5 protein-coding genes are annotated in these 21,891 nt (G+C 47.1%); 3 read left to right on the top strand and 2 right to left on the bottom strand.

All coding sequences use genetic code 11. From position 1 onward, the window contains the following. The first annotated feature begins 16 nt into the window (after positions 1–16). Both siiE and siiF read left to right on the top strand, forming a co-directional pair. On the top strand, positions 17–16,702 hold the full coding sequence (gene siiE, locus J4645_RS16200) for a non-fimbrial adhesin SiiE (protein ID WP_208208993.1): 16,686 nt from the start codon (positions 17–19) through the stop codon (positions 16,700–16,702). Positions 16,703–16,741: 39 nt separating this feature from the next. Further along, entirely contained in the window at positions 16,742–18,808 is a 2,067-nt protein-coding gene (siiF, locus tag J4645_RS16195; protein ID WP_000358574.1) for an SPI-4 type I secretion system protein SiiF, read from the top strand. A 277-nt stretch (positions 18,809–19,085) separates the two neighbouring features. Here siiF and J4645_RS16190 read toward each other — a convergent pair whose 3' ends face one another. Next, complete coding sequence (locus J4645_RS16190; RefSeq protein WP_000719058.1) at positions 19,086–19,367, bottom strand: YjcB family protein; 282 nt, start codon at positions 19,365–19,367, stop codon at positions 19,086–19,088. Positions 19,368–19,930: 563 nt separating this feature from the next. Between J4645_RS16190 and J4645_RS16185 the strand changes: the two genes are divergently transcribed. After that, positions 19,931–21,532 carry an EAL domain-containing protein gene (locus J4645_RS16185; RefSeq protein ID WP_023215124.1) on the top strand — a complete coding sequence of 534 codons (1,602 nt, stop codon included), beginning with the start codon at positions 19,931–19,933 and terminating at the stop codon, positions 21,530–21,532. On the opposite strand, the gene soxS is transcribed toward J4645_RS16185, so the two are convergent. Beyond that, positions 21,520–21,843: a superoxide response transcriptional regulator SoxS gene (soxS, locus tag J4645_RS16180; RefSeq protein WP_000019483.1), complete on the bottom strand. Its 324-nt coding sequence runs from the start codon at positions 21,841–21,843 to the stop codon at positions 21,520–21,522. The genes J4645_RS16185 and soxS overlap by 13 nt on opposite strands. Between the last annotated feature and the right edge of the window lie 48 nt (positions 21,844–21,891).

The raw sequence follows: 21,891 nt of genomic DNA, 5'->3' as shown, positions 1-21,891 counted from the left end.
GAGTGAATATAATATTATGGGAAATAAAAGCATACAAAAGTTTTTTGCCGATCAAAATTCTGTAATTGATTTATCTTCTTTGGGTAATGCCAAAGGCGCAAAAGTTTCTCTTTCCGGGCCAGACATGAACATTACGACGCCGCATGGGTCAGTGATCATTGTCAATGGCGCTCTTTATTCAAGTATCAAAGGCAATAACCTCGCTGTTAAATTTAAAGATAAGACTATTACCGGCGCTAAAATTCTGGGCAGCGTAGATTTAAAAGATATTCAACTAGAGAGAATTGACAGCTCATTGGTTGATTCTGCTCAGGTAGAAAAGAAAGGTAATGGCAAACGACGAAATAAGAAGGAAGAAGAGGAATTAAAAAAGCAGCTTGACGAGGCTGAAAACGCAAAGAAAGAAGCTGATAAGGCGAAGGAAGAAGCTGAGAAAGCTAAGGAGGCTGCAGAAAAAGCGCTCAATGAAGCGTTTGAAGTACAGAACTCGTCAAAGCAAATTGAAGAAATGCTGCAGAACTTTTTGGCTGACAATGTAGCAAAAGACAATCTGGCTCAGCAAAGCGATGCTTCCCAACAAAATACACAGGCTAAAGCAACGCAGGCTTCTAAACAGAACGATGCTGAAAAAGTTCTTCCTCAACCTATTAATAAAAATACCAGCACTGGCAAAAGTAATAGCAGTAAAAATGAGGAAAATAAGCTCGATGCCGAGTCTGTTAAAGAGCCGCTTAAAGTCACATTAGCGCTTGCGGCCGAGAGTAACAGCGGTAGCAAAGATGATAGTATAACTAATTTTACCAAACCTCAGTTTGTAGGTAGCACTGCTCCCAATGCCACGGTCATTATTAAAATTAATGGTATTGCTGTCGGTCAGGCTGTAGCGGATAGTTTGGGTAACTTCACCTTCACAGCGCCTGAAACATTGACTGATGGAACATACAATCTGGAGGCAGAGGCCAAGACTGCTGATGGGAGCGGTAGCGCCAAACTTGTCATTACTATCGATTCCGTTACCGATAAGCCAACATTTGAACTTTCGCCTGAAAGTAGTGTGTCTGGTCATAAGGGCTTAACGCCGACCTTGACGCCTTCAATTGTTGGTACGGCGGAAGAGAATGCCAAGGTTGACATTTATGTAGATAATAAACTGGTTGCCAGCGTTGATGTCGATAAAGATGGAAACTGGAGTTATGAATTTAAAGATAATGAATTATCTGAGGGCGAAAATAGTATAAAAGTCGTTGCCGTAGATAAAGCAGGTAATAAAAACGAAACGACGGATAGTATCATAACCGACACCATTGCTCCGGAAAAGCCGACGATTGAGCTGGATGATAGTAGTGATTCCGGCATTAAAAATGACAGCATTACAAATAGCACCCTGCCAACATTTATTGGTGTGGCGGAACCCGGTTCTACAGTCTCTATTTATCTTGGACTTAAACATCTTGGTGAGGTCATTGTTGCTAAAGATGGGACATGGAGCTATACGCTTACTACGCCGCTCAAGGATGGCGAATACAATATAACAGCAACAGCTACTGATATTGCCGGGCATACCTCAGCGACGGCAAATCTGCCTTTTACTATTGATACACGTATCAGCTATTTCAGCGCTGAGATTGAAACGACTGATGATAGCGGTATTGTCGGAGATAACGTTACTAACAATACTCGCCCAACCTTTACAGGTAAAACTGAGCCAAATGCTATTATCAGTGTCATAAATAGTGAGACTGGCGAAGAGGTTATTTTTAAAGCGAATGACAAGGGCGAATGGACGTTCAATTTCACTTCCGACTCAGTGGAAGGGGTTAACAATCTTACGTTCACTGTTGAAGATGTCGCTGGCAACAAAAAGGATTTTTCCTTTAGTTACGTTATCGATACTGTTGCCCCTGTACCTCCGACAGTTTCTTTGGAGGATTTTGTTGTTTTACCGAATGGTATAATTTTATCAGGGAATGATTTACCGGCTTTAGTCGGTACGGCAGAGCCAAAGTCTACCATCTTATTGATGCGAGATGGTAAATTATATGACAGCATTGAGGTTGACTCAAACGGGACCTGGAATTATCAGTTTAGTAATAAATTTCTTCAGGGTGCCTATGATATTGAAATCATTTCTCAGGATGCCGCCGGTAATAAATCCTCTACTGTTAAATATTCTTTTACTATTCAAACTGAAGTTGTACCTCCAAAAGCGGAACTCGATGCCAGTGATGATTCCGGTGCAAAAGGCGACTGGATTACCAATAAACATAATGCTCTGACGTTACTGGGAACAGCGGATAGGTTTGCTACCGTAAATATCCTTATTGATGGTAAAACGATAGGCGTGACGACTGCAGATGCAGACGGTAACTGGAATTTTGATATTTCCCGAAATCTGTCTGACAATGTTTATAAGATTACGGTTGAATCCATCGATCCTTTAGGAAGAACGTCATCTGTAGATTATCAGCTTACCATTGATAGCTTTACGCCGATCCCTACTGTTATGTTGCATGATAGCGCTGATTCTGGCGTTAAAGGCGATATGATTACTAAAATTAATACGCCGTTGTTTACCGGGATGGCTGAAGCTAATGCTAAGGTTTCCATCTATGTTGACGGTGTGTTAAGTGGCGAGGCTATTGCTGGCGATGATGGTGTATGGAATTTTCAATTTACCACAGCGTTATCCGATGGCTCGCATGACGTAACGGTAAAGGTAGAAGATATTGCCGGTAATACTGCCTCCTCATCAGCGTATAATTTCCAAATCGTAACGCAAACACAAAAACCAACAATAGAGTTGGTCAACGATACGGGGGTTGATAATACAGACCATATTATTAATGAAAAGAATCCTGCACTGACAGGAACCGCTGCACCCTATTCAACGGTTAAACTCTATATTGATGGTGCGCTGATCGCTGAGGTCAGAACAAATAAAGATGGCAGATGGGAGTATACTCTAAAAGCCGATCAAGGTTTGGTTGATGGCGATCATAGAATAACCGCTTCAGTTGAAGATATCGCTGGCAACATTGCCCATTCGGATCCTTTCTTAATTAGCGTCGATACTGCTATTTCAATACCGATAGTTTCATTGAGCCCGGATTCAGATTCGGGAATTTCAGATGATAATTTAACGAATATCGTTAAACCTACCTTGCACCTAAAAGATATTGATCCGGACATTATCAGTGTTCAGGTATGGGATGCCGCGTCTGATACGCAGATCGGTGTTGCCACGCAACAACCTGATGGTTCATGGGCCTATACCTTTACTTCAGATTTAACGGAAGGCTTGCATCAGGTTTATGTCAAGGTTGAGGACATTGCGGGTAATAAAGCGAACAGCGCGGTATTCGATTTTACTATCGATACCACAGTATCAACGCCGGTGATTTCCCTGCTTTCTAAGGATGATACGGGGGTTACAGGCGATAACCTGACCAACATCAATAAGCCAGGTTTTGCTATTTCCGGTGTTGATGCCGATGCGCATCGGGTCGTCGTACAGGTGATGCACAATGGCGTGAGCGAAGAGATCGAACTTTCTCACCTCAATGGTAGTTGGTTATTTACACCAGGGAATACGTGGGCGGATGGCAGCTACACGTTAACGGTGAAAGTAGAAGATAAGGCAGGAAATACCAACTACTCAGCACCGCTGACGGTCGTTATCGATACCCAAATCGCCATTGATGGGGTGGAACTGGTCAACGATAGCGGCGTGAAAGGCGATAATATGACCAACGACGACCGTCCCCACTTTCGTGTGACGGTACCGACCGATGTCAATGAAGTCCGTCTGAGCATTGACGGTGGTAATTCGTGGGTTCAGGCAACTCCGGGCGTGGCAGGAAGCTGGGAGTATATCTGGCCGACAGACCTGGCAGATGGTCAATACACGCTAACGGTGGAAGCGACTGATAAAGCAGGCAATACAGTGACGAAGACCATCGATTTCGCGGTGGATACCACGCTGTCAGTGCCGGTCATCGTACTGAATAGCGCGGACGATACCGGTGTCCAGGGCGATAACATGACGAATAGCACCCAGCCGACATTTGCCCTGCAGCATATTGATGATGATGCCGTTCGCGTTACGGTCAGCGTGGAGCATGGCGGCGTCACCACCACATTTGACGCCACGAAAGGCGTAGGCGGATGGAGCTTTACGCCGACAGGGGCGTGGGCGGATGGTGATTATACCCTGAGTGTGTCAGTCGAAGATAAAGCGGGGAACACCAGCCATTCGGCATCGCTGACGGTGACGGTGGACACGCAAATCGCCATTAATAACATTGAACTGGTCAATGACAGCGGTATTCCCAACGATAATCTGACTAATAACGTGCGTCCGCACTTCCAGGTGACGGTACCGACGGATGTCAACGTGGTGCGCCTGAGCATTGACGGCGGCAAGACGTGGTTCAACGCTACCCAGAACGCGACGCCGGGCGTCTGGGATTATATCTGGCCGGATGATGTGGCCGACGGAGGCTATACCCTGACGGTAGAAGCGACCGATGAGGCGGGAAATAAGACAACACAGACGCTCGATTTCACCATCGATACCACTCTGTCTGTGCCGACCCTCTCGCTGGACAGCGCAGATGACAGCGGCATCGCGGGCGATAATATCACCAATGTTAAAACGCCGGGCTTTACCCTCAACAATATTGATACCGATGTCAGCTGGGTAACAGTGGAGGTAATGCACAATGGCATTAAACAGGAGGTGCCACTGGTTCAGACCGGCGGACAGTGGCGCTTTGCGCCGACCAGCGACTGGGCGGACGGCGACTATATCCTGACGGTGAAGGTAGAAGATAGGGCCGGAAATGTGAAGCAGTCCGCGCCGTTGACGGTGACAGTGGACACGCATATCGCCATTGACCGTATTGAACTGGTTAACGACAGCGGTATCCCCGACGATAATCTGACCAATGAAGCGCGCCCGCACTTTCAGGTGACAGTACCGGCGGATGTTAACGGTGTAAGACTGAGCATTGATGGCGGCAAAACGTGGTTTGACGCCACGCAGAGCGCGACGCCGGGCGTCTGGGATTATACCTGGCTGACGAATGTGGCTAACGGCCCTCACACCCTGATGGTGGAAGCGTCCGACAAGGCGGGAAACAAAACGACGCAGAAACTGGACTTCATCATCGATACCATGCTGTCAGAACCGACGATTACCCTGGACAGTGCGGATGACAGCGCCGCTGGCGATAACATCACCAACGTTAAGATGCCAGGCTTTACCCTCGGTAATATCGACGCCGACGTGACCAAAGTGGTGGTGACGGTGGCGCATGATGGTAAGAACCAACAGATAGAGTTGATTAAGAACGGCGGTGTGTGGCGCTTTACGCCGGGCGCAGCCTGGACCGATGGCGACTATACGCTGACGGTAAAGGTAGAAGATAAGGCGGGTAATACAAATTATTCTGCGCCGCTGACGGTGACTATCGATACGCAAACGTCTATTGATCGCATTGAACTTCTTAATGACACGGGTATTGTCGGGGATAACCTGACCAATGAAGCACGTCCACAGTTTCATATTACGGTACCGACGGACGTGAACTCTGTGCAACTGAGTCTTGATGGCGGCATCAACTGGGTTAACGCAACGCTGACGTCTGACGGCGTTTGGGAGTATATATGGCCGACAGATCTGGTCGAAAATACGTATACCCTGACAGTGAAAGCAACCGATGTTGCAGGCAACACGGCGACGGAAACGCTCAATTTTATCATTGATACCACATTGTCGACACCGACCATCACGCTGGATAGTGCAGATGATAGCGGCACCGCCAACGATAATAAGACTAACGTTAAAACGCCGGGTTTTATTATCGGCGGTATTGATTCTGACGTGACTCAGGTCGTCGTGCAGGTGATGCGCGATGGTCACAGCGAGGAGGTGGAGCTGACGCAGACTAACGGGCAGTGGCGTTTTGTACCCGGCAGCGCGTGGACTGATGGCGACTATACGCTGACGGTAACGGTGAAAGATGAGGCGGGTAATATTCGCCACTCAGCGCCGTTGACGGTTACCATCGATACGCAAATCGCCATTGACCATATTGAACTGGTCAATGACAGCGGTATTCCCGACGATAATCTGACTAATAACGTGCGTCCGCACTTCCAGGTGACGGTACCGACGGATGTCAACGTGGTGCGTCTGAGCATTGACGGCGGCAAGACGTGGTTCAACGCTACCCAGAGCGCGACGCCGGGCGTCTGGGATTATACCTGGCTGGCTGATGTGGGAGAGGGGAAGCATACCCTGACAGTGGAGGCGACCGACAAGGCGGGAAACAAAACGACGCAGCAACTGGACTTCATCATCGATACCCTACTGTCAGAACCGACTATCGTGCTGGACAACACGGACGACAGCGGAACAAAAGGCGATAACCTGACCAACGTAAATAAGCCGACGTTTTTACTGGGCAATATTGACGCAGACGCGCGGTATGTCACGGTTGAGGTGCAGCATGGCGGCACGAAAGAAGTGCTGACGGCCACCAAAGACGCGACCGGCAACTGGAGCGTGACACCGACCGGCACATGGGCAGATGGCGACTATACGCTGACAGTGAGGGTGGAAGATGAGGCGGGGAACGAAAAACACTCAGCGTCGCTGACGGTCACTGTTGATACCCAAATCACCATCGATGTTATTGAACTGGTTAATGATAACGGTATTCCCGGCGACAATATGACTAACGACGCCCATCCGCAGTTCCGCGTGACGGTACCGGGGGACGTTAACGAAGTCAGTCTGAGCATTGACGGTGGCGTGACCTGGGTTAAGGCGACACAGAGCGCGACGCCGGGCGTCTGGAATTATACCTGGCCGGGCACCGTGCCGGATGGCGACTATACGCTGAATGTGAAAGCGACTGACAATGCGGGTAATACGGTGACGGAGACACTCCACTTCACTATTGATACCACGCTGTCGACGCCGGTCATCGTACTGGATAGCGCGGACGACACCGGCATCCAGGGCGATAACATGACCAATCGCACCCAGCCGACATTTAACCTGCAACATATTGATGATGATGCCGTTCGCGTTACGGTCAGCGTGGAGCATGGCGGCGTCACCACCACATTTGACGCCACGAAAGGTGTAGGCGGATGGACCTTTACGCCGCCGACATCATGGGGGGCGGGCGATTATACCCTGAGTGTGTCAGTCGAAGATAAAGCGGGGAACACCAGCCATTCGGCATCGCTGACGGTGACGGTGGACACGCAAATCGCCATTAATAACATTGAACTGGTCAATGACAGCGGTATTCCCGACGATAATCTGACTAATAACGTGCGTCCGCAGTTCCAGGTGAAGGTACCGACGGATGTTAACGAGGTGCGCCTGAGCATTGACGGCGGCAAGACATGGTTCAACGCTACCCAGAGCGCGACGCCGGGCGTCTGGGATTATACCTGGCTGGCTGATGTGGGAGAGGGGAAGCATACCCTGACAGTGGAGGCGACCGACAAGGCGGGAAACCAGACGACGCAGAAACTGGACTTCATCATCGATACCATGCTGTCAGAACCGACTATCGTGCTGGACAGCACGGACGACAGCGGAACAAAAGGCGATAACCTGACCAACGCGAATAAGCCGACGTTTATACTGGGCAATATTGACGCAGACGCGCGGTATGTCACGGTTGAGGTGCAGCATGGCGGCACGAAAGAAGTGCTGACGGCCACCAAAGGCGCGACCGGCATCTGGAGCGTGACACCGACCGGCACATGGGCAGATGGCGACTATACGCTGACGGTGAGGGTGGAGGATGAAGCGGGTAACGTAAAATACTCGGCGCCGCTGACGGTCACGGTTGATACCCAAATCACCATCGATGTTATTGAACTGGTTAATGATAACGGTATTCCCGGCGACAACCTGACCAATGACGTTCGTCCACACTTCCGCGTCACGGTGCCAGGGGATGTCAACGAGGTACGTCTGAGTATCGACGGCGGTAATACGTGGGTTCGTGCAACACAGGGCACGGCAGGGATCTGGGATTACACCTGGCCGAAAGATGTGACCGACGGGCTACATACCCTGACGGTAGAAGCGACCGATAAGGCGGGAAATAAGACGACGCAGACGCTCGATTTTACCATTGATACCCGGCTGTCAACGCCTACCATCACTATGGATAGCAGGGACGATACAGGTGCCATTGGCGATCATATTACGAGCGTCAAAAGACCGGGCTTTACCATTGGCAATATTGACTCCGATGCGCAATCGGTCATTTTGCGGATCACACAGGGCGGCAATAGCCAGGAAGTGACACTAACCCAGGTTGGAGGACAGTGGCGCTTTACGCCAGATGCTGACTGGGCGGACGGTAGCTATACACTGACGGTAGAGGTAACGGATAACGCAGGAAACGTTCGTCAGTCCACGCCGCTGATAGTGACGGTAGATACGCAAACCAGCATTACTGATATTACATTGGTCAATGATCATGGCGTGCCGGATGACAATCTAACTAACAGCACCCGTCCGCAGTTTGAGATCACGGTGCCGGCGGATGTGAATTCTGTGCAACTGAGCATTGATGGCGGCGCAAACTGGGTGAGCGCGGCGCAGGGTATCGAAGGCGTCTGGGGCTATACCTGGCCAACGGATATGGGCGATGGAAAACACACCCTAACCGTCATGGTCACCGACAGAGCGGGCAATACGGCGACGCAAACGCTTGAATTTTTCATCGACACCCGGTTGTCGACGCCGACCATTGCGCTGGATAGCACGGATGATACCGGTACGCCTGGCGATGATATGACCAATCGCACCCGACCGACCTTTATTCTGCAGAATATCGATTCGGATGTTATCAACGTTACAGTCAGCGTCACGCATAATGGAACGACAACCTCGTTTACTGCGACACAGGGGGCTGGAGGATGGAGCTTTACACCGCCAGCACCGTGGGGCGACGGTGATTATACGCTGACGGTGACAGTGGAGGATCGGGCGGGAAATACGCGTCCGTCTACGCCGCTGACGGTGACAGTGGATACGCAAATAGCCATTGATCATATTGAATTAGTCAACGATAGCGGCGTCCCTGGCGATAATATCACAAAACATGTGCGTCCGCAGTTCCAGATCTCGGTACCGGATGATGTGGAAAAGGTTCTTCTGAGTATTGACGGCGGCACGACCTGGGTTACTGCAATCAAGAGTTCGACGGCTGGCATTTGGGATTACACCTGGCCGACGGATATGCCAGAGGGACAGCATACCCTGATCGTGGAAGTGACTGACGGTGCGGGTAATAAGATGACGGGGACGCTCGATTTCACTATCGACATCACGTTGTTGACGCCAACCATTGAGCTAGCGCCCGATCAGGATACCGGACAGAATAAGAACGATAATCTGACCAGTGTCACTCAGCCGGTATTTGTGTTGGGGAGTATCGATAAAGATGTTCGACACGTGGAATTGAGTATTGAGCATAACGGCACGTTTAAAACGGTGGTACTCACCGAATCAGCCGACGGCTGGCGCTATCGACCGGATTCTGCTTTGGCGGACGGTAGCTACACATTCACCGTGACGGTAACAGATGTGGCAGGCAACCAGCAAACATCAGCGCCTTTAAAGGTGACGATAGACGGTACGTTGACTACGCCGGTGATTGAACTGGCAGCTGGCGAAGATAGCGGTACTGTTGGCGATCGCCTCACCAATCACGATCGGCCTGTGTTCGACATACGCCAGGTTGATTCTGACGTTACGCGCGTGATGGTCAAAGTAACTTACAACGGTAAAACGCACGAGGAAGCGGCGGTATTCACCAATGGTCAATGGCGCTTTACGCCTTCTGCGAGCTGGGCTGATGGCTCATATCAGTTAGCCGTTGTGGTGGAAGATCTGGCGGGGAATGTAAAAGAATCTGCGCCGTTAGAGGTGCGTATTGATACCACGACAACCATTAACAATATCGTATTGCTTAATGATACTGGCGTGCAGAATGATCAATTAACGAATGTTGCCAAACCGTCATTCAGAATTGACGTTCCCGGTGATGTCATCCAGGTACGCGTAACCCTGGATGGTGGCGCTAACTGGAATGTGATACGCAAAAATGCCGACGGACAGTGGATTTTTGACAGTCCGAATACTCTGGTTGACGGCACATATACCCTTCGCGTAGAGGCCACGGATGAGGCAGGTAATATTGCGAATAAAGATTTAGTATTTAATATCGATACTAATATACAGGTTCCGACTATTGCTTTAGACGCAGGACAAGATACCGGAGCGAATACCGCCGATAATATTACTAATATTTCACGACCCACCTTTACGATTGGTAATGTTGACCCCGATGTTATTAAAGTCGTGGTGACGATTGATGGTCATGATTATAACGCGACTAAGGTTGGGGCTGGTTGGCAATTTACACCAGGCAATGCCATTCCGGATGGTTCTTATAATATTACCGTTACGGTTGAAGATAAGGCCGGAAATACCGCGACATCGAAACCATTACCTGTTGTGATAGATACGACGGCTGAAATTGAAAGCGTCACGTTGGTTACAGATAGCGGTGATAGCGATGTAGATAACATTACCAAAGTCGACAAGCCGCAGTTTAGTATTGTTACCGCTGATGATATTACCCATGTGCGCGTTAAAATCGATAACGCCGCTAATTGGATTGAACTCACAAAAGGAGGGGATGGCCGCTGGATATTTAATGTCGGTTCGGCATTACCTGATGGGAAACACACTCTCTTGGTTGATGTGACTGATATCGCTGGCAACGTTGCGCAAGAAACGCTGCAGTTTACGATTGATACGACTCTGCGAGAGCCGACAATTGTACTCGATCCCACCCATGATACTGGTGATGATACTAATGATAATCTTACCAGGATTAACAAACCGGTGTTTATTATCGGTAATGTCGATAATGATGTATCACACATTGTGGTTCATATTGATGGTCGGGATTACACCATTGAAAACACAGGGGGGAATTTAACCTTTACGCCGGATCAACCGCTGTCTGACGGTCAGCATACGATCTCTGTTACCGTAACGGATATTGCTGGTAATACCAAAACATCGGCCGAACTGCAGATTGAAATCGACACGCAGGTTCAGATTGACAGTGTTACGTTAACAACAGATAGCGGCGTCAACGATCACGATAATGTCACAAATGCTACCCGTCCCTCTTTTGAAATTGCAACGCCTGATGATGTGACATCGGTGCTGGTTTCTTTCGATGGCGTAAACTGGACGCCTATCAGTAAAAATGCGGCCGGGCAGTGGGAATTTACTGCAGGTAGCGCATTGCCTGATGGTCATTATACTCTCCATGTCCAGGCGACGGATCGGGCAGGAAATACGGCAAATTCCACGCTGGGCTTCACCGTGGATACGCAGATTGACGGCCTGAGCGTCGTGATGCTGGACGACGCCGGAAAGGATTCTACGGATGGTATTACGAATATTACCTCTCCACGTTTTGAAATTTCAGCCAGAGAACCGCTGCAGAGCGTGACGGTAATTTTAAACGGGAAATCCAGCACACTGACTCAGGGGGCAGGTAATAAATGGCTGTTTACCCCTGATACACCGTTAGTGGATGGAACTTACAAAATAGAAATAGTGGCTGAAGATATCGCAGGTAATAAAATTAGCAAAGAGGTATCATTCACAATAGACACTATTGTTTCTGATCCCAGTATTGATTTGCTGGATGCGGATGATACTGGCGAAAGCGCTGTTGATAATATTACGAGTGTCACTAAACCACGTTTCGTTATTGGCAATGTACCCGCCGATATTGATACTGTTGTAATCAGAATTAACGGCGTTTCTTATCCGGTTACGGCAAATGGCAATAACCTCTGGGAATTTCAGGTTCCCGTTGCGTTAAACGATGGCGTATATGAAGCCGTTGTTGTCTTCAGAGATATTGCCGGAAATACTTCTGAAACTAAGCTGCCCTTTACCATTGATACCACGACAAGCGTCAGTGTCAGAATGGAGCCAGCGTCTGATACCGGCAGCTCCAATAGCGATAACCTTACGAATAAGCAAAATCCCAAATTCGAAGGTACTGCGGAGCCTAATGCGAAACTGGTGATTACCATTGTTGATGATAAGTCAGGTCGGGAGGTTCTAAAACACACGATTACGGTTGGCGCCGATGGCAACTGGAGTGTGACGCCGAATATACTGCCGGATGGCATGTATACCATCAACGTCGTCGCAACAGATGTCGCGGGAAATACTGCGCAAACGCAGGAAAGATTCACTATCGATACGGTTACGATCGATCCTACCATTCGCCTTTCGGATCCATCTATTGATGATCAGTATGAAGCAACCAGCCTGCGTCCTGAGTTCAAAGGGCTAGCCGAAGCGTTCTCGACGATTATGATTCAGTGGGATGGGAAAGTGGTCGGCTCGGCAAACGCCAATGCGAATGGCGAATGGAGTTGGACGCCGCCATCAGTATTAGCGCCAGGCTCCTATGTTGTGAGCATTGTTGCCAAAGATAAAGCGGGTAATGAATCGTCGCAGGTCGACTTTCCTGTCGTAATACCTGTTATTGATGTCACGCCTCCAACCATAAAGCTCAGCGAGGAGAGCGATAGTGGTGCCTTAGGAGACTTTACCACGAATAATAAAACGCCGACCCTGGTTGGGAACACGTTACCTAATGCGATTGTGAGTATTTATGTGGATGGCGTGAAGGTCGGCGAGGCGACAGCGGATACAGCGGGTCGATATACTTTCCAGTTATCGGAAATGAAAGATGGCCATTATGTCGTCCAGGTGGGTATCGTCAACCCTCGCGATAATAGCGAACTGCGTTCCACCGCCGTTGATGTCACTATCGATACCGAGGTTGCTGAACTGGTATGGAATATATCTGGAATGCATGAGGGCGGATATATCAATACGGTGACGCCGGAGATTGGCGGCACCAGTGAGCCAAACAGCAAAATCACTATCTTTGTGAATGGCGTTGAAAAAGCGATTGCTTATACGACAGGCGCAGGACACTGGGGCGTAGTATTACCTGCTTTGGGTAATGACGGTAATTATGTATTAACGTTTAAAGTTGAAGATGTTGCCGGCAATATCAGAGAGTTTGGTCCGCAGAATGTGATACTGGATACGGTAATTTCGCCGTTAACCGTGGTATTACGCGAAGCTGATGACAGTGGCAAAGTTGGCGACTGGATCACCAATAAATCTCATGTCACCATCGATGGTACTGCCGAAGCCGGAAGTACTTTAACCATCAGGAATCCGCAGGGGGTGGTTATTGCTACCCTGGTGGTAGGCAATGATGGTCGATGGAGCGCAGAATTAGATCTGCGTGAAGGTAGTAATGCCTTTGTCGTGGTATCGGAAGATAAAGCGGGCAACAGCCAACAAAAAGATATCCTGATAGAACATGATACGCAGATTGAAATCAGCGATATTTCATTAAGTCGGGATACTAATAGCGGTGATAAATATGATCTGATTACCAATAATAAGTCTCCGGTACTGGTTGCCATGACCGATCCCGGCGCGACGGTACAGGTTTATATTAATGGTGTGTTACAAGGCACAGTAGAGGCGAGTTCGTCAGGTAATATTAGCTATACCATGCCGGCAAATAGCGCCGACGGCGAGTATCAGGTGCAATTTGTTGCTACGGATACTGCTGGTAACCGGGTTGAGTCTGCGATTACAACCGTGACAATCGATTCTCAAATTGCTGTCTTTGACATTGATGAAGATTCATTACCGGCCCTCTCTAATAACCGGGCGTTGTCAGTCTCAGGTGTCGGGGAGGCAGGTTCTCAGGTCAGCATCTTTGTCGATGGTAAATTAGTCAACGTTGTTATGGTTGAGGCTGATGGCACATGGCGCGCGCCGATACTGCTGCAAGATGATGGTACGTTTAATATTCATTTCAGCATTACTGACGTTGCTGGCAACACTGAAGTGAGCAAGGATTATAGCGTGGATGTCGATTCATCAACCGACTTCCCAACGCTCAACCTTGAAGATGCGAGCAACTCTGGTTCACTTGACGATCTGATTACTAGTCACAACAAGCCTGTGTTAGTTGGCACCGCAGAAGCGGGAGCCACAATCCATATTTATGTGGATGAAAAGATCGTGGCAAATGTTCTTGTGCTTGAAGATGGAACCTGGTCCTATCAGTTTGATAATGCGTTAAAAGATGGTGAATATTCTATCCGAGTGGTTGCCGAAGACCCGGCAGGTAATACGGCAGAATCGCCTCGCTTACTCGTCACGATAGATACCAGTACGTTTATCGATAATCCTGTTATGATGGCAGGTTCTGATAACGGTATTTTCAGTAATGATAGTATAACGAGTCAAACCCGGCCTGCGTTTAGTATTTATGGAGAAATGAACCAGAGTGTTCAGATTTTCATTGATGGGGTGTTAGTCGATACGATCACGGTGACGGACAGAAATCAAGTTTATCGACCTGAGTCGCCGTTGGGCGATGGTTCCCATAGCATTTATTATGTTATCACCGATAAAGCAGGCAACACGGCTACCTCGAAAACGCTAAACTTTACTATCGATACCTTTAATACGACGCCTGTCGCCATTGATTCTATCGGTGGACAAACGTTAGCAGAGATGACCGGTAGTGATGGCAAAATATATATAACGGACACGACACGTAACTTATTGTTTAGTGGCAGTGCTGAGCCCAATAGCAAAATAGAAATCATCATTAATGGCTTAAATGTGGGGGAAGTTTGGGTTAATGACAAAGGCCACTGGCAGATGCCGGTGAACCCGCTTTATTTCACAGAAGGCCAGCTGGATATCACTGTTAAATCTACGGACCGTGCTGGTAACGTAAATCAGGAAAAGTATTCCATTTGGGTCGATACGCATATCCAGGTATTTACCAGCGAGCTTGATGACAATAAATCATCATCGAAAACGGACTGGTGGAGTAATAGCTCCACTATTACCATGAGAGGTATGGGGGAAATTGGCGCTACGGTATCATTAATCGTGGCAGGGGTCACGCTGGCAACCGCTGTCGTTGCGGCTAATGGGCAGTGGGAGTTATCGACCGATCAACTTCCGGAAGGGAAATACGATATCACTTTGAGTATTGAGGATAACGCAGGCAACCGTAAGGAAGAGGTACATGAAATATTTATTGATCGAACGCCGCCAAACGCTCCGGTCGTAACTTATTCAGATATTGTCAACGATCTAATTATTATGCAGGGAACGGCGGAAGCCAAATCTCAGCTAATAATAACCGATAGTAATGGGAATACTTATACGTTAACCGTTCCTGATAATGGTAAATGGAGTATGGCGATCCCGTATCCATCGGAAGGGAAGTTTACCATTACGAGTGTGGATGCGATTGGTAACCGGAGTGATGATGTCCCTCTCGATATCATGAAAGAGACTCCTGTTATTTCATTATCTCCAGACTCAGACAGTGGTACGGTGGGCGATAATATTACGCGAGATAATCAGCCTACCTTTATTATCGGGAATCTGGAAAGCGATGTTGTGGTCGTTCAGGTCGATATCAATGGGACCGTATATAATGCTGAAAAAAATGCCGATGGCGTTTGGTTCTTTACGCCAGGTACACCGTTAGCTGATGGTTCCTATACGATATCGGTAATCGCAAGCGATGCCGCGGGTAATCAGAAAAACTCGTTACCCATTACCGTTACGATCGACAGTACGCTGACCGTGCCGGAGATTGCGCTGGCAGCAGGTGAAGGCAATGGCGCTTCAGACAGCGATAACGTGACGAATCACAATCACACCCAGCCTAAGTTCACGCTGCAGCATATTGATGCTGACGTGACCGGGGTGACCGTAAACGTGACGCATAATGGCGTGACAGACATCTATCAGGCGACGCAAGGCGCGGATGGCTGGACCTTCACGCCGCCAGCCGCCTGGAATGATGGTACCTACACGCTGAGCGTGACGGTGGTGGATCGCGCGGGGAACTCACTGCAATCTGCTTCGCTGGAGGTGACGGTTGACTCAACGGTGACGGTAACAGCGGATAGCCAGCATGACGATGCGAGCGATGACGCCACGCCAACAGCGGTTACTCCACCGGAGTCTGAAACAGTGAATGCCGAAAGCGCTACGCATCTTCGTACAGTGCCGTCTGCGGCGGAAGAAAGTGTGGTGAAGGAGACAGCCTATAGTATTACATTGTTAAACGCTGACTCTGGGGATGAAATAGATCGTTCAATTAGTCAGACACCTTCTTTTGAAATATCAGTACCTGAGAATATTGTTAATGTCAGTGTTATGTTTGAAGGAGAAGAGTTTACTCTGCCGATAACTAACCAGAAAGCAATATTCGAAGTTCCGCTATCTTTGGAAGATGGTGAATATACTATGGACGTGAAATTCCTTGATAAGGACGATGATTTCCTGATTAAGGAGAAAACATTCTCAGTCGATCACTCCTCGGCGGATATTGTGAACGCAATGAATGCAAGAGGAAAGACCGAGGATGATATTAATGATTCCCCTTCAACGAGTTCTGTAGGGCACAACAATAACGGCGCTATTGAAGTTTTCGCCGTTAATGAAGTTACGTTACCTGTAGATAATCAAGAAGAACACGCATAATAACGGAGACCCCTCACCTTTGGGTGAGGGGGTTTACTTATGGATAAAAAACTAGAACCTTATTATTTAAGTGCGGAAACGGCATTATCTATAGTGTCTAAAAAATTCAACATAAAAATTGACATCAAAGAAGATGATATAAATTTAAGATTTAAAAAGTACGACAGAAATAACACTGACGACTCTATACAAATGAAGAATTTCTTTTTGTCGTTAGGGCTTTCTCTACAGGATATATTATTTAATAATGGTGAGGATTTACTAAATGAGCCTATGCCGATTTTACTATTAACACCAGAAATGAAGTGGATGGTGTGTGTGAGTGGCGGGCAAAAAATAAAGTTGGTAAACGCGCGCGGTGAACTCTGCTATGTTGAAATTGAAGATGAATATTTAAAAGAGTTATCTGCATTTAGTATACTACCTTTAAATAAAGTTGTTGATAGTATAAGAGTAAAAAATATCATAAAAAACTCTTTATCGATGAACAAGATTTTTTATACTAAATACTTCTTTTCATCTCTTTTTATGGCAATTTTTGCGTTAACTATTCCAGTATTTAGTAATCTGTTCTATGATAAGCTTGTTCCAAGTGCTTCGGTTTCATCTTTATTTGGCGTGGCTATAATTGTTGCTGTATTTATTGTTTTTGAGTTTATCCTTCGTACTTCGAAAGATATTTATCAGTCTATCACAGCAAGGCAGGATGACGTCGATATTGATATCGCATTTCTTGAAGCGGTACTTTATAGTAAAAAGAAAAATGGCAGATCCATGTCATCAGCATTTGTGCTATGGAATGAGTTTCAGAAAATTAAACCCGTTTTATTAAACTCGATCTTTCAACGTATAGCCGATATTCCAATATTTATTATATTTCTCATTGTTATATATGTAAATTTAGGTCTGGTCGTTATTGTCCCTGTTACCATGTTTATCGTCTCTATTATTATTTCCCTCGTTAACCACCATTATACTAATGAGTTAATGAACAAACAAAAAGAAGGACAGAAGAACAGGAATATCTTCATCTCAGAGGTTTTCTTATCTATTAAAATGATCCATACCTTAAATAATCAAGGTTTACTTTTTGATTGGGTCAACACATCAAATGAACAGTCGTATCTTAACCTGAAGATAAGGAAATTAAATCTTATCTATCAATCTATATTGGGGAGTATGTCATCTATTACCCAAATAACTATTATGGTAATAGCCTTTTTTATGGTAATCAAGGGTGATGTTACTACTGGCGCAATTGTTTCATCTGTCATTGTCTCTGGTCGTATTTCCGGGATCATTTCGAATTTTTCTTCTACATTAATCTCTATTTTATCAGCAGAAAAAACCGGTAAGGATCTGCTTTCTTTTTTTGATGAAGATCAGGCAGAAAAAACACCGGCATTACAGTCCATATCAAAGTGCAATGGCGATATCTCTATTCGGGGTGTGAGTTATCAGTATGACGCTCAATCTCCGATGATTATTAACCGACTGTCTATAGACATACCTGCGGGGCAGCGTGTCGCAGTGATAGGCGAATGCGGTGCAGGAAAAAGCTCATTACTGGGAATGCTATCTGGCTACCTTTCGCCAACAGACGGCGCCATCTTATATGATGGATATAACTTAGGGCATTTATCGCAGAACTTTTTTTCTCAGCATTTAAGCGTGGTGACGACACATGATGTTTTATTCACCGGAACCATTGAAAGTAATTTCGCGTTAAAACCGCAAAACGACAGGGGCCGGGTACTCAAGGCGCTCCATCTGGCGAACTGTGGTTTTATCTTGCAACATCCTATGGGGCTGAAGTTTCCGGTGAATTTTATGGCTAAAAACCTGTCATCCGGACAGCAACAGCAGTTATTATTAGCACGTAGTCTGAGCAGTAACGCCAGCGTCTTTTTATGGGATGAACCAACATCAAATCTGGATGAAAATACCGAGAAGCAAATTTTTGATAACTTAGATGAGTTTATTCATGGGAAAACGTTGATCATGGTGACGCATCGTCGATATCTGATAAAGTATTTTGACCGGGTTCTGGTAATGAAAGGTGGAAAAATAATCCGTGATTGTTCTCCGGATAAATTATTAATGTAAAATAAGCAGCGCTTGTCGCTGTTATCAGGTGGTACTGCTTAATAAAAAAGACCCGTTGCACAAACGGGTCTTTTTTGTCATTTAACGAGTCGGCAATGACTTCAATAAGTTTAGCTCGATTCTGTTAGGGCTATTCCACTTGCCATTTTTGGATAACCACACCTGGCGGCCCTCATCAACGGCAATGCGAGGGACGTGATGGTTCGCAAGGCTACTCCTGGCGCGCGATTCCGCGTTGAGATAACCGGTGGGCGGCTTCATCGGCAGCGATAGCGTATCAGGTCAGCACCATCGGCCATTCTGGCGGGGTCTGGCTCATCGTTTCGACCATTACGGCTTCAATGTTATGCCAGATCGCAGCGAGATCCATCATGGTAATACCGAGTAAACCGGTGGCAAACCAGCAGGCGGATACCACGCCCAGACCGCTACTGATCACCGCCAGACCAATATAATCTGATTTACGGAAACGGATATTGAGCGTGCTGGCTAAAAACATGAGCACGGCGCTCAACAGTTGCCAGCGGAGAAGAACGACACCAGTGGTTATGGCAGCCATGAAACATTTCCTCTGAATAGACCTTTGTCCAGGACAGCACGGCGTTGTTCCCGGGAAACGTGGGACATTCTGGCTATCAACGGACGTCACATCAACATCGAATGAAACATTGTTTCTGTTTCATTGTTTTTGTGAACTATATCACAAAAACAGGCTTGTTCGCCAGATCGGCAATGTATTTTTTGTGCGTTTTATAACCTTATTTTTTGTGTGACTTCTGCGCGTCCGTAGAGAAACAGCCGGAAAGCAAAGATGTATTATTACTACTCTTTTATTTCTTTTTCGTGAAATTCAGACCTGATAAAAATATCAAGTTATTTATCAAAAGAAAGGAGTAAAGATGTATACCCCATCGTTTACTTAGGTATAAATCTGATGTTATCAAAAATATTTAGCGTCCTGCCTGGTATGCGAGAGAGATTGCGCTTAGTTATTAATGGTAAATGTTGATCGGTAAAAGTCTGTTGCTAATATTGATAAATTCATGCACCGTAAACCTCCGTTTGGTTCACGTCTTATTTTGCCAACAATAGTCACAAATAATGCAGGGAAATAGGCTGAAAATGAGTCAAAGCACACGACGCAAGGTGTTGAGATTTCTCGGAACGATCATTGTGGTGTTACTTCCTGTATTGCTGGCGATCTGGTTTGCTCATATCCGGGCAGTCTCTGAAACCAGAAATCAGTTACATTCATTTGCGCAGTTGGTATTAGATAAAACGGAGCGGGTTATCCTGCAAGCGAATTTAGCCCGCGATGCCGCTGAACAATATCAGGGGCAAGCCTGTACGCCAGCCCATCAACAGCGAATGCTGAATATTATCCGCGGTCGTTTGTACATTAATGAGTTGATTTATGCTAAGGGCCAGCGTTTTCTATGCTCTACGGTTATGACGCCAACAAGTCCTTATTTTATTCCCCGCGCTGACTATAAACGAAAGCCTGACATCGCTATTTATTACTATCGTGATACGCCTTTTTTCAACGGTTATAAAATGACATATATGCAGCGGGGAAACTATGTCGCGGTTATCAATCCCTTATCTTATAGCGAGGTGATGTCAGACGATCCGGCGTTGGTCTGGGGAATGTATGATACGGTGACCAACACCTTTTTCTCTCTGAGTGAACAGGCGCAGGCTGATCACCTATTACCTTTGGTACGACGGAGTGAACCTGTGTTCCAACAGGGTGAGCGTTTTTATACTCTGGTTAAATCAGCAAAACGACCGGTTGCCGCGATTGTGTCAACCTCAAAGCAACGCTTTTACCAGAACCTCTTTCATCAGCTTACGTTAACGCTACCGTTAGGGATCATCTGTAGCATTATCGTCTTATTTATGTGGTCACGATCCCGGCAGGCATATTACTCACCGCGTCGATTGCTGCAACGGGCCATTACCAGGCACCAGCTTTGCCTTCATTATCAGCCGATCATTGATATCCGAAACGGGACATGTGTAGGTGCCGAAGCGCTATTGCGTTGGCCGGGCTATCACGGTCCGGTGATGAGCCCGTGCGAATTTATTCCGCTGGCGGAAAAAGAGGGGATGATTGAGCAGATCACCGATTATGTCGTCGAAGAGGTATTTAATGATTTAGGTGGTTTTCTGGCCGCGCACCCGCATCTTTATGTCTCTATCAATCTCTCTGCCGCCGATTTTCTCTCTTCCCGACTAATTGTGATGATTCATGAAAAAACGCGTCAGCATTCAGTGCTTGCGCAACAGATAAAGGTTGAAGTGACCGAGCGCGGATTTATTGATGTGCCTAAAATGACGCCGATTATTCAGGCGTTTCGCCAGGCGGGATACGAGGTGGCAATTGATGACTTTGGTACCGGCTATTCGAACTTGCATAACCTGTACTCATTAAATGTCGACCTTTTAAAAATTGATAAATCTTTTGTCGACACGCTAACCACTAATAGCGCCAGCCATTTGATTGTGGAACATATTATTGAAATGGCGCAAAGTTTGCGGCTAAAAATCATTGCGGAGGGGGTTGAAACGGCTGAACAGGTTAGCTGGTTGCTAAAACGCGGCGTTCAGTATTGTCAGGGATGGCACTTTGCGAAGGCGTTACCACCGCAGGAATTCATCTCCTGGCTACAACAAACGCCCGCGCCTCTGACGATACGCGGGCAGACGCCCTACAGGCGGTGACGGTAATCGCTGGGAGTGCGATCGAACTCGCGGCGGAATACACGCGAGAAGGTTTGCTGCGATACATAGCCCAGGTCCATCGCGATATCAAAAATCGGGCGCTCGGTCGTTCGTAGCTCAACGGCCGCCAACAGGAGACGGCGCTGGCGAATATACTCGCCTAATGTTTGATGCGTTACCGTACGAAACATCCGCTGCAAATACCACTTGGAGTAGCCCGATTTTTTTGCCACCACATCAATGTTTAGCGGTTGGTCGATATGTTCATCAATCCATTCGATAAGGGTCTGAATTATCTGCTGATGCGACATATTGTTGCCTCTTAAACAGTATTCGATTCGTCGTTTTGTCTGCGGGCG

Origin of the sequence: Salmonella sp. 32082101201600294FB01SM01 (assembly GCF_017572865.1) — a bacterium.
GTDB classification, from domain to species: Bacteria; Pseudomonadota; Gammaproteobacteria; order Enterobacterales; family Enterobacteriaceae; genus Salmonella; species Salmonella enterica.
This window is presented reverse-complemented; position numbering and strand designations above follow the sequence as displayed.